The sequence below is a fragment of the Mucilaginibacter sp. GW822-FHT03E02 genome, assembly GCF_058801545.1.
In genome coordinates, this window is the sequence record NZ_JBXANJ010000001.1 from 432527 (window position 1) to 447240 (window position 14714).

The window sequence follows — 14714 nt, forward strand, 5'->3', positions numbered from 1 at the left end:
TATTTTCCCGGGTTTCCATGTCAATTTAGTACGGTTGCTAAGGGCAGGCTAAAGTAAAACGTAGAACCTTCGCCCAAAACACTTTCTGACCATACTTTGCCTTTATGTGTTTGTATAATTTCGGCCGATAGGTAAAGGCCAAGGCCAAAGCCCGAGATACTTACCGTATTCGGATTTTCGATCCGGTAATAACGGTCGAAAAGTTTCTCCTGATCCTCTGGGTTAATGCCTATCCCCTCATCTTTAACGCTAACCAGCAGCATATTATCGGCTTGCTGGCAGTACAACTTTATACTGCCACCCTTAGGCGAATATTTTATCGCATTACTTAAAAAATTGCTGATCACCTGGCCTATCTTGTCCCTGTCGGCCCTGATTGAGATAACTGTACCGGGAATTACGCTCACCTGGTGAGTATTGGTTGTTAGCAGCAGTTCTTCAACAACTTCGTCCAGTAAGGTGTTCATCTCGAAAGTTTCTTCGTTCAGGTAAATTTTACCTGCCTCAAAACTCGATGCATTTAAAAAACCATTAATCAGCGACGTCATCTTTTTTACCTGGTTATTGGCTTTGGCCAGGTAAGTAACTGCAAAATCATCACTGATTTTTTTTGCCCTTAAATTTAACATCTGCACATAACCCTGTATTGCGGTAAGTGGGGTTTTCAATTCGTGGCTTGCCATGGCAATAAAGTCATTTTTCCGGAGCTCATCCAGTTTAAAAACGGTTACATCGAGCAAAAGGCCTGTAAAATAGGATGGTTTGCCTTCATTATCCAATGCAAGGTTTCCAATTCCGCGTACCCAGCGCAGTTTTTTGTCATGAAACCCCAGGAGCGGATATTCCACGTCACATTTCGCGCCAGTGGTAATAGCGGTTTCCACTGCTTCGGTTACCACATGCCGGTATTTTTCAACAACCTGGGCTATGGCGTCTTCATAACTCATCGCCTCGGTTGCGTGAAAGCCAAACATCGTTTTAAGCCGGGCAGACGGGGTAAACCTTCTGGTTTTAATATCTATAGTCCAGGTGCCCATCTCGGTAGAGTCTATAGCCATCCCGAGCATATTGTTACTGATATTTAATTCCTGCTGAATGCCTTTTAATTCGGTAATATCGTTAAAGGTAATGATGGCGCCATTCCGCTTATTATCAGATTGCTGCACGTAGGGCATGGTCATAATCTGGTACCATTTGCCATTGTTTGTTTCAATCTCTTTGGTGATTACGCTGCCATCGTGAAGCACCTTTTTTACATCATCAATAATAGTTTCAAATTTAATATTGGTTGATATATTGCTCAGCGGCCGCCCTATGTCGGATTCCAGCAGGTTAATTTGCTTTACGGTACCCGGCGAAAACTTCATCAGCTCCAGGTTATTATTGATAAAGAGCTGGCCGTTTATATTACTCCTGAAATAATTGTTTAGGTCGTCGTTGGTTTCCAGCAGTTCTTTATTTTTTGCCTGGTAATCTGAATTAATGGTATGCAGCTCCTCGTTCACTGATTCCATTTCTTCATTGGTGCTTTGCATCTCCTCATTGGCCGATATCAGCTCCTCGTTAAAGGATTGCATATTTTCGTTTGAGGCATCCAGCCTTTCGTAAGCCGAATTTAGCTTAAACTTAAGTTCCTTTAATTCTTCTTCCAGGTTGGCGGTGTATTTGTCGTGATAAATTTTCTCGTCAAATACTTTTTCGTTTGCTGTGGCAGTACTTACTTTAGTATCCTGCATAAACGTTACCAACAACAAAGGCTGATCGCCTTTTTTAGGTATCAGCGGGATAACCGAAAGGTTTACTTTAATTATTTTTTTGCCATATTTAATTTTAACACCGCTAATACTAACCTTCTCGTTTGTTTTTAAGGCATCAATTTTCACTGCGTTAAATGCAATGGCAAGTGGTTTGGGCAATAGCTCGGCAAGGTTTAAATTAAAGTTTTGCTGCAGCAAAAACCTGGAGGTATCGCCGTATGATTTTATTACATTATTGGCCTCATTAATACAAACGGCCAGGTAGCCCATATCTTTGGCCAGCAGGGTGTGCATATGCTCGGATAGCGCGTTATTGGCATTGCCGGTATCTTCGGGCAAAAATTTTGCCGGTGTGCGTTTTATGTCCAATAACTCGGGCAGCGAAAACGCGTCGAAACTAACGCCCCGTTTGGCCTTCAGGTTTTTATATATCTTCCATTTTTTATTTACCACTTCCAGGTCTTTGATTATAGGCATAGGGCTCTCGCTCGACCCTAAAAACAGGTACCCATCAATTTTCAACCCGAACAGCAGCATGGTATATATTTTCTTTTGCAGTACCGGCGTCATGTAAATGAGCAGGTTGCGGCAGGTAATCAGGTGCATATTGCAATACGGCGGGTTTTTCACCAGGTCGTGCTGGGCAAAAATCACCATTTTACGAATAGCCGGTGTAACCCGGTAACCTGTTTTTTCTTTTATAAAATATTTCTGCAGCCGTTCTGCCGATACATCTTTTTTTATCGAAAGGTTGTAAACACCTTTAGCAGCGTGTGCCATGGCAACACCGTCAATATCGGTGGCAAACAGTTTTACAGCTACGTTTGCAAAATTGCCGTGCAGGTGTTCGGCAATTAATATGGCTATGGAGTAAACCTCTTCGCCTGTGGCGCAGCCGGCTATCCACATCTTTAACTCTTCGCCCGCGGTAAGCTTTCCCAACAAATCGGGCAGGATATCACTCTTGATAAATTCAAATGCCTCTTTATCCCTGAAAAAAGAAGTTACACTGATCAGGAAATCCTTACCCAGGGCCTCTACTTCATCAGGCGAGGTTCTTAAAAAGTCAAGGTAGTTGGCAAGTGATGCATAATTATTGTTAGATGCGCGCCTTTTGGTACGCCTGAGAATGGTGCTCAGTTTATAATCCGAAAAATCAAGCGGCGATTTTTCTTTAATCAGGGCTACAATTTCGGTAATGTTTTTTTCGTCCTCTTCTTCATCCGCCAATAGCTCCTGTTCATGTTTCACGTATTCTTCAATCGCGGCGGGCATAAGTTCGGGTTCTAAAATAAAATCAACCACACCCGTAGCAATGGCATGCGACGGCATACTGCCAAAAGCAGTAGTTTCGGGATTACGGGCCATCACCATTCCGCCGGCTTTTTTTATAGCTTTTACGCCCTCGGTACCATCGCGGCCCAGGCCCGAAAGGATGACACCGATGGCTTTGGTACCGCTATTATCGGCCAGGGAGTTAAAAAAAACATCTATAGTGAGGTGCGGACCGGCGTGCTTCCCTTTTTCTGTTAATATCAATGTACCATCCCGAATGGTCATGAATTGATCATGTGGTATCAGGTATACCTCATTACTTTTTACAATAACGCCATTTTGGGCCTCTTTTACCACCAGTTTGCTATGCCTGGCCAATAACTCAACCATCCTGCTTTTAAAATCGGGCGATAGGTGCTGGATAATTACATATGAAACCCCATCTAAAGGGGTGTGGTCAAAAAACGAGTTAATTTCATCCATACCGCCGGCCGATGCGCCAATGGCAATAATATGATGGGGATCCGCTGCGAGCATAAAATGAAATTAAAGAGCTTTAGGATTTATAAAAAAATCTTTGTGAAGTGAAGTGAAAGTATGATGAAAGTTACGATTAAATTTAGCATTCGCAAGCCTTTTAAAGTTTAATAAGAAAATGAGATTACTTAATAAGAAATATGGTGGGCGTTTTAGTATCGGGTAGCGGATATAAGTATCAAGTAGTAAGTATCAAGACTGCTGCAAATTAGTATCAGGAAGTCCGAAAGCTTTTTGTCCGAAAGTCCGAAAGTCAAAAATCTTGATACTTGATACTTACTACTTGATACTATTTAATGCTACTCATCACTTTTTGGAAGAAAAGAAACTGGTAGGATACGGCGTTGCTCCAATAGGGCCATTCGTGTTTGCCGGGGCGTTCGGTGTATTCGTGGGGTGTTCCGTTGGCTAATAACAGCTGGTGCAGTTCGCGGTTGGGTTTAATCATGATATCATCAAACCCGCAATCAAAAATCAGCTTTACATCATTGGCTTTCATTTTATCGGCCAGCCCCACGGCAGAATATTCGCGGTATGGGTTGGCGGTATCTTTTGGCGGGCCAAGCAAATGTTCAAAGTTTTTATTGCGCAATTGGGCAAATTCGGCAGGCACCGTCCAGGTGGCGGTATTAATGTTCATTACGCCGCTCATACTGCCGGCGGCACAATATAATTCGGGATGGCGCGCCGATAGATACATAGCGCCGTGGCCGCCCATGGATAGGCCGGCTATAACCCTCCCCTTCCTGTCTTTTATAGTGCGGTAGGTGCCGTCTATTTTTTCTACCAGTTCTTTGGTTATAAAGGTTTCGTACTGGCTGCCTTTATCCAGGGGGCTGTCAAAGTAATAGCTCATCAGCCCGGCATCGGGGGTAACAATGATAAAATTGTACTGGTCGGCAAGTTTAAGCAGCAGCAGCTTATCGTCGGTTTTTGACAGCCAGTCGCGGTAATTGCCCTGCCCACCATGCAGCAGGTAAATAACTGGATAGTTTTGTTGCGTGCTTTTGTACGATTGCGGTAACACCACAGCGGCTTTAATCGTCTTTTGCATTAGCTGGCTATAAACATCCAGGGTATCTACTCCGGCGGCAAAACTGTTAAAACGGCAAAACATTACGCAAATACACGTAAATGAAAATAATTTGTAATTTTTCATAACTGACCTATTATTGGGTTATCCCGACTTATTTTCCTGGTTGTATTGGTTTACAGAGCAAGACGCTCAATGCGTAAATATAACACAATGATAATTTATTTTTTAACACAATACCAATAATAGGCACAATTTAAAGGCCGTGTTATTTTATGAAGTGCAAAAATATATTCCCGATGAACCACAGTTATACGTAAATTAGTCAGCAGGAAACCATGCATATTGGCTTTTGTAAACTTTATCAACTTGAAAAAATCACTGCTCCTGTTTGCAGCTTTATTATGCCTTTCCCTGGGTGCATTTGCCCAGCCAAAAAACACGTATATAAAAATAGAAACGCCACAGGGATGGTGTATTGTAAAACTGTACAACCAAACGCCGGTGCACCGCGATAATTTCATTAAACTGGTTAAAAGCCATTATTTTGATGCCACCACCTTTAACCGGATACAGAAAGGATTTGTGATACAGGGTGGCGACCCGGATTCGTTATATGATAAAGGGCGCACCTTAAAGCCCGAAATGAAATGGATAGCGCCCGAGTTTATAACCGATTTATACCATCGCCGGGGAGTGGTGGCCATGGGCCGTGATGCCAACAAAACAGAATCATCATACACCACCCAGTTTTACATTGTAGATGGCCGCACCTGGACTAACGACGAGTTGGATGCCATCGAAAAAAAGTACAACACCCACTTCACCGAAGCGCAGCGCAACACTTACCGCACAACCGGCGGAACGCCTTTTCTTGATGGGCACTACACCGTTTTTGGCGAAATAGTAAAAGGCATTGAACTGATAGACCAGGTAACAGCGGTAACCGTTGACAAAAACGGCAACCCTGCCACACCCGTTTGGATGAAACTGACCGTACTTACGCCACAAGAGGTTACTAAGGCTTTAAAATAGGATTAGCGAACTTCAAAGACGGCTTAATAAAAAGGGGTTATATCATAATAACGTATGCATTCTTGCGTTCAACAATACCTTATTTATAGCTTATCATGAACCGCCTTGCCAATTTCATTTTTCTCATCGTACTTATATCATCGGCCTGCGGCAACAAACAATTACTCAGTCAGAAAAACATTTTGGGCGATTGGATACAAGTGCGAAATCCGCCACCTTCCCGAAAAGACCATGTTGTATTAGAGCCGCCTGGTTTTGGAAATGCCGCCTTTAGTTTTTACGCTGATGGTGTTTTTGACAACAAAGCTGGTTATTTAAAACGAACAGATAGCACTACCATATATCTGGGAAATCGTTCAAAATATCGTATTACAAATGATAGTTTATATCTTTTAAATCCGGTCGACAGCAAATGGGATAGTTGCAAGCTCATCAAATTAACATCTGATACTTTGCAATTTAATTTATTGGGCGGGATCGCAACCTTTAAGCATTACAAACCGGTAAACTATAAAAATCCTGATTTTGATAAAATAATTTTGGCAACATCGGGTTGTTATGGCACATGCCCAATTATGAGTATTATACTGAATAACGACGGAACTGTATTATTCAGAGGTTTGGGCTATACCGGTAAAAAAGGAACCTATGCAGGTAAAATATCCATAGAAAGATTTCAAATGCTACAGCGCAATTTCTTTGCAACTAAGATAGATTCACTAAAAAACAATTATAGCGCGGGCTGGACTGACGATGAAACGATAACAACTACATTTGTAAAAGATGGCAAAATATATAAGTCAATAACAGATTACGGAAAAGTAGCCCCACAACAATTTGTGTGGGCTTATAAGCCAATTAGATATCTATATCAGCACATCAAATTAACGCCAAACTCCGCACCTGCTTTTTTTCCACGTTTTAACGAAGTCAGAGGGTCAAGTTTCAGGAAAGATGGCCGCATAGTACCGCATACCGAATCGGAAACTTTCTTATTATTTGATTATTTGAGGAACGGAAAACAGGTAGATGTACGATTTAACAGCAGGTTTAAATTACACGTTGAACTTAGTGATTTCCCTTATTATGACATCAATACCGATGGCCGTTACTACACTTTCATTACAAACGGTAAGCCAACAACCATCGATATAGGTTTTAATTTTTACGATATAAACATTAAAAACTGGGAATGGCGAAAGATTGAAGAATATGATTAATACCCTGACTTATAATACGTCAATTTGATAACCCTACCATCTTTAGCAGACAAAATTATAACAAATGTGCCGCCGACATATCCCTCGGGCAAGGTTCCTATTAACGCCCAGTAGCCATCAACAGCATCAACTTTGTAGGGCTTTTCGCCCAATATCTCATCCTTGCCATAAACTTTAAATAAAATAGGCTCAGCAACGGCAACAGCCGTGGCAGAATCCGGAATAACCATGTAAGGTACCTGCTGATGTTTTTTGTCGGTAAGTGCTTTTTTTATTTCTGATCTCCAAAACTCAGTCACTTCTTTATCCTTTTGTTGAGCAAAAGCAAAGAAGGGAACGAATAAAAGACATATAAGCAGATATTTCATACCCAAATATAAACTAAAAAAGGTGCCATGCCCAAGCATAACACCTTCTAAAAATCTTACTACTTGATACTATCCTATCTAAGCTGATATCGCGTTTATAATATCATACTGCGTAATAATCTCAATTTTGCCATCTTCGCTTTCAACCAGTACAGCAATGTTATCCTTATTGATCATGCCCGAGATCCGGTCGATAGAGGTATTCAGATCAACAAACGGAAACGGCGCGGTGGTAATATTTTTAACCGGCTGCGATTTGATGGATGGGTTCTCTAACAGCGAATTCAGGATATCGCTTTCGGTTATCTTGCCTATCACCATACCTTTTTGGGTAACCGGGATTTGCGAGATATTGAGCGATTTAATGGTGTTAATTGCTTCCAGCACCGATTTTTCGCAGTCGATAGTGATAATTTCCTGTACGTCTTTTTTGCCGATGATGTCGCGGGCGGTAAGTTTGCCATCTTTCAGGAAACCGCGGTCGCGCAGCCAGTCGTCATTGTACATTTTGCCCAGGTAACGGGTACCGTGGTCGGGGAAAATGATCACGACTACGTCCCCTTCTTTAAACATATCCTTCATCTGAATCACCCCGGCCACGGCCGATCCGGTGGAGTTACCGGCAAAGATGCCTTCTTTGCGGGCAACCTCGCGGGTCATCAGGGCGGCATCTTTATCGGTCACTTTTTCGAAGTGGTCTATCAGGCTAAAATCAACGTTTTGCGGTAAAAAGTCTTCGCCAATACCTTCGGTGATGTAAGGATAAATTTCGTTTTTGTCAAAATCGCCGGTCTCTTTGTATTTTTTAAATACCGATCCGTAGGTGTCAATACCCAGCACTTTGATGTTGGGGTTCATTTCTTTAAGATAACGCGCTGTGCCGGATATGGTACCGCCGGTGCCTACACCAGCCACCAGGTGCGTGATTTTGCCCTCGGTTTGCTCCCAAATTTCGGGGCCGGTTTGCTCATAGTGCGCCTGCGAATTGCTCAGGTTATCGTACTGGTTGGGCTTCCATGAATTAGGCACTTCGCGCTCCAGGCGCGACGATACGGAGTAATATGACCGCGGGTCTTCCGGCTCTACGTTGGTTGGGCAAACAATAACCTCGGCACCAAAGGCACGCAGGGCATCAAATTTTTCTTTGCTTTGTTTATCGGTGCTGGTAAAAATACACTTGTAGCCTTTTATCACCGCAGCAATAGCCAGGCCCATACCTGTATTACCCGATGTACCTTCAATAATGGTACCGCCCGGTTTAAGCTTACCGCTTTTTTCGGCATCCTCAATCATTTTAAGGGCCATACGGTCCTTAATGGAATTACCCGGATTGGTTGTTTCAATTTTGGCCAAAACCGTTGCCGGGATGTCCTTTGTTACTTTATTTAACTTAACCAGGGGCGTGTTGCCAATGGTATCTAATATGTTGTTATGCCACATAAATTTAATATCTACTAACCCGGTGTACTAAGCGGGATTACACCTCAAAAATAGTTTTTATAAACTGAACTTTCTTTATGGAAAAGTAAATAGATGTGCATCATTTAAACGTACCAACACAAAGTTTATATTTAAACCTGGGGCCAGGCCTCAAAACATACCTATATATGTTATCACTTTATAAAAAAAACTTACTGCTTATCATCATTTCGGGCTTTGTTACAGGCAATGCATTCGCGCAAAAACTGCTTACCCCAAGCAGGCAAAGCAGTTTTTACACCTACATTTATAAAATTGGGCCTGACGATGTTTTGAGGTTTTACAAATACCCCGGCCAGACCCCGGACGAAAAAATATTGCAGCACCCCGTTGATTCCTCTAAAACGGACGACAAATGGAAAAACAATCTCCCGGCAGGCAACTATTTAAAGGTGTATGTACAAAAAAACAAGTTGTTGTATAAACTGATTGAAAACCGCTCGGCTTATTTGAAGTTGATGCGTAATAATTATGACCTGCGTTTTATTTTAACCGATAAGCAAGGCAGCCCTATTAATGACGCCGCTGTTACGTTTAATAATAAAATGGTAGCCTATGATACCAAAAACGGCTTGTATTTAGCTAATCAATCAAAAAAAGACACCGTATTAAAGGTTGATTATGCCGGGGTGAGCAACTTTTTTTCGGTTAAGCAGGAGAAGCCATACCAATATCGTAGCTATGGCAAACCAAACAATTGGTTTCAACGAAAATGGTATGCTGTAAAAAGAGTATTTAGGAAACACTACGGAAATGGGAGGTCGCCATCCTTCTATAACTATATGGGGTACCTGGTCTTCAACAAAGCAATATACAAACCCAACGACACCGTAAAATTTAAAGCTGTTATCTTGGGGCGAAAATCAAAAAAACCGATAGATGCGCCCCAGCTACTGGTACGGTTAAAAGAACGCAACGATGACGATGGTAAAATCATAGGCAAGGTTAACATCTACCGTAATGGAGCCTATGAATACAGCTTTGTTTTAAATGATAGCCTGAAACTTTCACTTGATGAGGATTATACCATTTCGCTGGAAGATCCATCGAGCGTTAAATATGATCTGGACAAATACGACGGCGATGACGAAAGGGCCTTTTTGGCGAAAAGAAAAGTTTATTTAACGGGCGATTTTAAATACGAGGAATACGAATTAAAATCAATTAAATTCAGCACCCGGGTTGATAAAACAGCGCATTCGCCGGGCAACCCGCCGGCGCTTTACCTGAAAGCCGTTGACGAAAATAATTTACCTGTTGCCGACGGGCGTGTTACCATAACATTGCTTTCGCGGGGCACTAACCGGTTTCAGCCGGAGCACCTTTTTGTACCCGATACTCTATGGACGTATAAAATGCCGCTTGACCCCATCGGCGAAACCAAATTAATGATCCCGGATTCCATTTTCCCTAAAGCTGATATCAGCTACGAGATCAGTTCGGAATTTTTAAACAGCAACAATGAAAGCCAGTCGGATGCACAACAGATGACTTTTACTTATAACAGGTACCATATAGAGTCGAAATTAAACGGGGATACTTTAATTGCTACGTATCTTGATAACGGTAAAGAAACGCAGGCTACCGCCATCATCAGCGCCGTGGACGCCCAAAACGATACCTTATCTAAAGTCAAGGTAATGCTGCCATCTAAAACCATCATCAACCCCAATGCCTACAGTTATAATATTGAGGCCGATAGCGCATACAGCGATCTTGATTTGAAAAATAGCGAAAGCGGATTTTCCACATCGAGTTACCGCACGGCCGATTCGCTGTTTGTAAAAGTTGAAAATGAGCGCCATCTGCATTTCTGGTATTCGGTTTTCGCGGGGCAAAAACTGATAGATGGCGGGCAGGCCGATAATCTTACCTATGCAAAGGCTTACAGCGGCAAAAACAATGTAAATTTCCTGGTTCATTATGTTTGGGCCGGCGAAAGTAAAACCCAGGCTGCCGACATCGTTTATCGCGATAAACTGCTTACCATTAACGTGAAACAGCCGGTATCGGTATATCCGGGCCAGCGGGTTAAAACGGATATTGTGGTTACCGACAATGCAGGAAAACCCGTTGCCAATGCCGATTTAACGGCTTGGTCCATGACCAGTAAATTTACCGATTATAAAGTGCCGTTTGTACCTTATATGGGTAAGGTTTACCCCTACCGTAAGCCTAAAAAGCCTTTTAATATCCTGAAAATAGATGGCGAAGGCGCATTAAAACTAAACTGGAACCGCTGGGGCCGCGAGATTGGCTTAGATAGCATTGCTTACTTTCAGTTTACCCACCCCGGGAAGTTTTACCGGATAGAAGAAAGCATTGCGGATACGGTTACCCAGGTTGCACCCTTTGTGGTTAAGGATGGCGATATTTTGCCGGTACATATCCTTTATATAGATGGCAGGCCTGTTTACTTTGATCAAACCCAGCAGTTGAAACGTTATAGTTTTGCGGTAGCGCCTGGCAAACATACGCTACGTTTCAGGACCAGCCATCAAAACATTTTGGTTGATAGCGTGATGGTTGAGCGATCAAAAAAACTCATTATCAGTGTAAATGCGGCTAATGCAAATTCAACCGCGGTATCCGACACCCTGAGCAGCTACGAGTCGGACCTGATCAATAAATACCTGATTACGGTTACCAATAACTTCGGTGTTAAAATGGCCCTTCTGCAACAAAACGACCGCCTGTTTATGCTGAACCCGCAAAACGAATACAGGAGCAGCATCCTTACCGGGCCATTAGCCAGTAACTTTGCCACCCTTAACGTAACCGGTGAAAAAGACAGACTGTTTGAAACTGAACCTAACTACAACTATTTGTTTGAGCCGGGCCTGCTCAAGCAAAAAAGCATCCCCACAACTTATCCGTTTAACCCGGTTTTATCATCTTATTCAGGCGAACCGGATTACACCCAGCATGTACTCGGCAAAAACGAGGCGACTGACATCTGGCAACAATACCTCGATCTGCGCAGCAACACGCAGCAACTTTTCAATAACGATTTTTCAAACAGCGTAGGAGGCAATCTTAATTTTGAAGTTAATCAGCCTAAAAACAATCGCCTATTGGTAAAAAACGTGATTATTTACAAGTATAACGATCCGGATTACATACAAATTTATCCGGGTAATACTACCAACATTTACCGCCTGGCAATCGGCGACTACCGCATTATGTTTCTGTTAAAAGGCGATGTATATGACCTGAAAGAAAAAGTAAGCATCAGACCTTATGGCACCAACTATTATAAGTTTGATATTTTGCCCACCCATCCTAAAGATTCGGTAAGCATCAAAATTGGCAATATTATCAATAACAGGACCGCCGGGTATAATTATAAAGACTATGCCATTGAAAATGATGCCTTAAAAATAAAAGAAGCCTTTAATGAAAAATATTTAAACACCGATAATTTTAGTAACGTAATGACGGGCATAGTTACCAGCCTTGAAGATAAATTGCCTATACCAGGCGTAAGTGTAAGGGTAAAAGGAACTGCAACAGGTGCCGTAACTGATATTAGCGGCCACTTTAAGCTTAGGGTACCCGCGAATGGTAAATTAGTGGTTGGTTTTATTGGTTACGAGCAAAAAGAGATCGGCATTCAACCGGGAGCTACCGTAAAGATAAGCCTCAAAGCGTCAAGCAACGCGCTTAACGAAGTAGTGGTTATTGGATATGGCGCCGCATTAAGAAAAAACTTGACCGGATCAATAAGTACAATATCTGACTTGCAGGGCCGGGTTGCCGGGTTGGTGGTAACAGACGGCGCACCCGGTGGAGGCGTTTCCATCCAGATACGTGGAGTGTCAACCCTTTCATCGGCTAAACCATTAATTGTTGTGGACGGTGAAATTGTTGACAGTATGGATGGTATAGACAAAGAAAGTATTGGTGAAATAAGCGTATTGAAAGATGCTGCAGCTACCGGCATATATGGCGCCCGTGCCGCCAACGGGGTAATTGTTATCAGAACCAAACCAAAGCCAGGCGCACCTGCAGATAAAGCAACCGATGCCGGCCGGGCCGAAACTGAACATACATTACGCAATAACTTTTCCGATTACGCCTACTGGCAGCCAAAATTGACCACCGATGCTCTGGGCAAGGCAAGCTTTATGGCTACCTTCCCCGATGATATTACCAACTGGCGCACATTTATTATCGGTATATCCGATAAGCAACAAACCGGCTTTACCCAAAACAGCATCAAATCCTTTAAACCTGTCAGCGCCAATTTTATAGCGCCGCAGTTTGCTGTAGCCGGCGACGAGATGAAACTGATTGGCAAAGTGATGAATTACAATTCAACTGCTGTAAAGCTTACCCGCACATTTACCTACAATGGTAAACAGCTGCAACAGAACGACCTTGAAGTTAAAAACTCAAAAATAGATACGCTGGGCATAGTCGCCGATAACACCGATAGCCTCAATTTTGAATACACCATCAAACGCGACAACGGCTATTTTGATGGCGAACGCCGTAAGGTGCCTGTTATAAAACAAGGCGTTGAAGAAACCAAAGGGATATTTAATGCCTTAAATGGCGACACTACTGTAAATCTAAAATTCAACCCTGCAATGGGGCCGGTAACTTTCAGGGCCGAGGCTTCGGTACTGCCAACCCTGGCCGAAGAAACCCGCAAGCTGCGTGAATACAAATACCTGTGCAACGAACAACTTGCCTCAAAATTAAAAGGCCTGTTGGCCGAACGCCGGATCAAAAAATTCACCGGGGAAGAATTTAAATATGGCAAAAACGTACAGGAAGTAATTAAAAAATTACAGGAAAACCGTAAAACCAACGGCACCTGGGGCTGGTGGAAAGATACAGACGAAGAGCTTTGGATTAGCCTGCACGCGGTAGAGGCATTGCTGGATGCACAGAAAGAGGGTTACATGGTTCAGCTGGATAAACAAAAACTGACCGACTACCTGGTTTATCAACTGGAAAGCTACCGTGGCGCTGATAAGCTCACCTGCCTGGAGTTGCTTCACAAACTGGAAGCTAAGATTGACTATCAAAAATATATCGACGTAGTTGAAAAGGAAAACAAAGCAGTTAAGCAGCAAACAGGCTTCTCCCTATCAACCTATGACAAATTCAGGCTGATGCTGGTAAAGCAGGAAACAGGCTTACCTATAAAGCTGGATAGTTTATTTGCCAAAGAACATCACACCTTGTTTGGCAACAGCTACTGGGGCGACGACAGTTACCGTTTTTTCGACAATTCTGTTCAGCTAAGTGTATTAGCCTACCATATTATTAAAGCCGAGGGCAAACACCCTGAATTATTGCGCAAAATACAGGGCTACTTTTTAGAACAGCGCAGCCATGGCGAATGGCGCAACACCTATGAATCGGCATTGATACTGGAAACTATTCTGCCCGATTTGCTGATTGCGGATAAACAGGTTAAACCATCGGCCATCACCATAAAGGGAGCAGCTACCCAAACAATAAGCACTTTCCCCTACTCCGCCACGTTTAAACCTGAAAACATCAGCGTTAGCAAAACCGGCAGCTTGCCCGTATACATCACCGGTTCCCAAAAATTCTGGAACAGCAAGCCCCAAAAGGTAAGCAAGGAATTTACCGTAGATACCTGGTTCGAGCAAAAACAGCATAAAATCACCAGCCTTAAAGGCGGCGAAGTTGTACAATTACAAGCCGAAGTAACTGCCAAAGGCGATGCCGATTTTGTGATGATAGAAATCCCCATCCCGGCAGGTTGTTCCTATGAAAATAAGGACCAGCCCTGGAGCAACAATGAAGTTCATAGGGAATACTTTAAAGAGAAAGTAAGTATATTTTGCCGCAAACTAAAAGAGGGAAAATATACTTTCACCGTCAATCTTATACCACGCTATGATGGCAAATACACCCTTAACCCCGCTAAAGCCGAGATGATGTATTTCCCTGTGTTTTATGGCAGGGAAGGGATGAAACAGGTAGTTGTGGGTAAATAAGCACACCTGACTTCCACCCGTCATTGCGA

7 protein-coding genes are annotated in these 14714 nt (G+C 42.8%); 3 read left to right on the forward strand and 4 right to left on the reverse strand.

Annotated elements, in window-relative coordinates:
* Nucleotides 1-20: 20 nt before the first annotated feature.
* Complete coding sequence (locus AC1RM2_RS01530; protein ID WP_492982701.1) at nucleotides 21-3569, reverse strand: chemotaxis protein CheB; 3549 nt, start codon at nucleotides 3567-3569, stop codon at nucleotides 21-23.
* Nucleotides 3570-3858: 289 nt separating this feature from the next.
* A complete protein-coding gene (locus AC1RM2_RS01535) occupies nucleotides 3859-4728 on the reverse strand; it encodes an alpha/beta hydrolase (RefSeq protein ID WP_492982703.1) in 870 nt (289 codons plus the stop codon).
* A gap of 243 nt (nucleotides 4729-4971) precedes the next feature.
* Here AC1RM2_RS01535 and AC1RM2_RS01540 point away from each other — a divergent pair, with 243 nt between their 5' ends.
* Both AC1RM2_RS01540 and AC1RM2_RS01545 read left to right on the forward strand, forming a co-directional pair.
* Nucleotides 4972-5637 (forward strand): peptidylprolyl isomerase, encoded by a 666-nt coding sequence (locus AC1RM2_RS01540; protein ID WP_492982705.1) that lies wholly within the window; start codon nucleotides 4972-4974, stop codon nucleotides 5635-5637.
* Nucleotides 5638-5732: 95 nt separating this feature from the next.
* Nucleotides 5733-6857, forward strand: coding sequence for a DUF6438 domain-containing protein (locus AC1RM2_RS01545; RefSeq protein WP_492982707.1), 1125 nt, complete (start codon nucleotides 5733-5735; stop codon nucleotides 6855-6857).
* Here AC1RM2_RS01545 and AC1RM2_RS01550 read toward each other — a convergent pair.
* Together AC1RM2_RS01550 and AC1RM2_RS01555 are read right to left on the reverse strand one after the other, a co-directional pair.
* Nucleotides 6854-7225, reverse strand: a complete 372-nt coding sequence (locus AC1RM2_RS01550) for an NTF2 fold immunity protein (protein WP_492982709.1) — start codon at nucleotides 7223-7225, stop codon at nucleotides 6854-6856. The genes AC1RM2_RS01545 and AC1RM2_RS01550 overlap by 4 nt on opposite strands.
* Before the next feature lie 78 nt (nucleotides 7226-7303).
* Entirely contained in the window at nucleotides 7304-8665 is a 1362-nt protein-coding gene (locus AC1RM2_RS01555) for a pyridoxal-phosphate dependent enzyme (protein ID WP_492982711.1), read from the reverse strand.
* A gap of 167 nt (nucleotides 8666-8832) precedes the next feature.
* On the opposite strand from AC1RM2_RS01555, the gene AC1RM2_RS01560 reads away from it, so the two are divergent.
* On the forward strand, nucleotides 8833-14685 hold the full coding sequence (locus AC1RM2_RS01560) for an alpha-2-macroglobulin family protein (RefSeq protein ID WP_492982713.1): 5853 nt from the start codon (nucleotides 8833-8835) through the stop codon (nucleotides 14683-14685).
* The last annotated feature ends 29 nt before the right edge of the window (nucleotides 14686-14714 follow it).

Coding starts and splice junctions, on each gene's coding strand:
- AC1RM2_RS01530 (WP_492982701.1), bottom strand. CDS start 3,569: ATGCTCGCAGCGGATCCCCATCATATTATTGCCATTGGCGCATCGGCC.
- AC1RM2_RS01535 (WP_492982703.1), bottom strand. CDS start 4,728: ATGAAAAATTACAAATTATTTTCATTTACGTGTATTTGCGTAATGTTT.
- AC1RM2_RS01545 (WP_492982707.1), top strand. CDS start 5,733: ATGAACCGCCTTGCCAATTTCATTTTTCTCATCGTACTTATATCATCG.
- AC1RM2_RS01550 (WP_492982709.1), bottom strand. CDS start 7,225: ATGAAATATCTGCTTATATGTCTTTTATTCGTTCCCTTCTTTGCTTTT.
- AC1RM2_RS01555 (WP_492982711.1), bottom strand. CDS start 8,665: ATGTGGCATAACAACATATTAGATACCATTGGCAACACGCCCCTGGTT.
- AC1RM2_RS01560 (WP_492982713.1), top strand. CDS start 8,833: ATGTTATCACTTTATAAAAAAAACTTACTGCTTATCATCATTTCGGGC.